Below are 1210 nucleotides of genomic sequence, written 5' to 3'. Positions count from 1 at the left end.
GGCGTGCCATGGGTGTGGAAGGTCTCGATGGTTTTTAGACCCCAAGCTTGACCCTTTTTGCGTTCTGTCTCGGTCCAGACAACGGGTGCATGATCAGGCGCAAGGATCAGCCGCGCACCGGCATTGGCCAGTTCAACACGGTTGCCCGCAGGCTCCCAGACATAAAGGAAGAAGGTGCCTTGGATCGCATGCTTGTGCGGGCCGGTTTCGATATGCACGCCGTTTTCCAGAAAGATGTCGGCGGCGCGCAGGATATCCTCGCGCTGATCAGTGGCATAGGTGACATGGTGCAGCCGCCCATCGCCCCGGCCATGTTCTTCGGTGCAGGCCAGATCATAGGTCTTGTTGTTGACCGTGAACCAGCAGCCGCCCACGCGCCCATTATCAAGCTGGATCATCTCGGTCACGCGGCTGCCCAGACAGGTCTCCATGAAGCGGCGGAATTCGGCCACATCGGTCGCCAGCAGGTTCAGGTGATCGATCCTGCGGGGGCTTGCCCCTTGGGCGGTGAATTTCGACGCCATGTTTTTCAGCGCTGGGCGGTCGCCCTCGCCCGGTTCGGCGCGGCGGGTGTCGTAGTAAATCTCGAAGATATGGCCAAAGGGGTCTTCGAAGCGAAAGGCGCGCCCATGGCCGGGGTCATCATCGACCCAGCCATGTGTCTTATAGCCCGCTGCGGTAATCGCGGCGACGCGACGCTCCAACGCATGCGCGCTTTCGGCACGATAGCCGATATGTCCCACACCAGTGGTGTGGTGGCGCGTCAGCTTGAGCGAGTGAAACTCGTAATCATCCCAAGCGCGCAACCATGCGCTGTTGCCATCGACCAGCGACGCTTTCAGCCCGAAGATCCGGGTGAAGAAATCAAGGCTTTCCTCGAAACGATCCGTGTACATCTCGACATGGCCGAGATGGGCGATGTCACCCATTTTGCGCTCTCCCTGCAAACTTGCCTCCGGGCGTTACCCGCTGCGGCGGTGAAGATGCGCCGCGGCCCTCCCCTTGCCAAGACCGAAACGCCAAGCTGTCCGATATTCGCCGCGTTGCGCGGTCTGGCCGTGGCAAAGACGATGTGCTTTATCAGCCGGGAATTTCATTTCGGCGCGCGCGCCACACCGGATCATCAAGGGGCAGGAACAACATGGCGATCACCCATCTCAAGCGTGGCAAGCCCGAGGCGGAGCGGGCGGAGGATGACGCGCGGGTGCGC

At 61.1% G+C, this 1210-nt stretch carries 2 protein-coding genes; one reads left to right on the top strand and one right to left on the bottom strand.

Annotated features, from left to right (window positions below):
- Positions 1 to 929: VOC family protein (locus KG698_RS15335; protein ID WP_213686407.1), on the bottom strand; the 929-nt coding region annotated here is incomplete at its 3' end.
- 20 nt (positions 930 to 949) lie between these two features.
- Here KG698_RS15335 and KG698_RS15330 point away from each other — a divergent pair.
- Positions 950 to 1210 (top strand): hypothetical protein (locus KG698_RS15330; protein ID WP_213686408.1); only part of this gene is annotated, 261 nt, incomplete at its 3' end.

The organism is Roseicyclus sp. (assembly GCF_018402035.1).
Taxonomy (GTDB): domain Bacteria; phylum Pseudomonadota; class Alphaproteobacteria; order Rhodobacterales; family Rhodobacteraceae; genus Roseicyclus.
The sequence above is the reverse complement of the archived record's forward strand: the minus strand, read 5'-3'. Positions and strand labels throughout refer to the sequence as shown.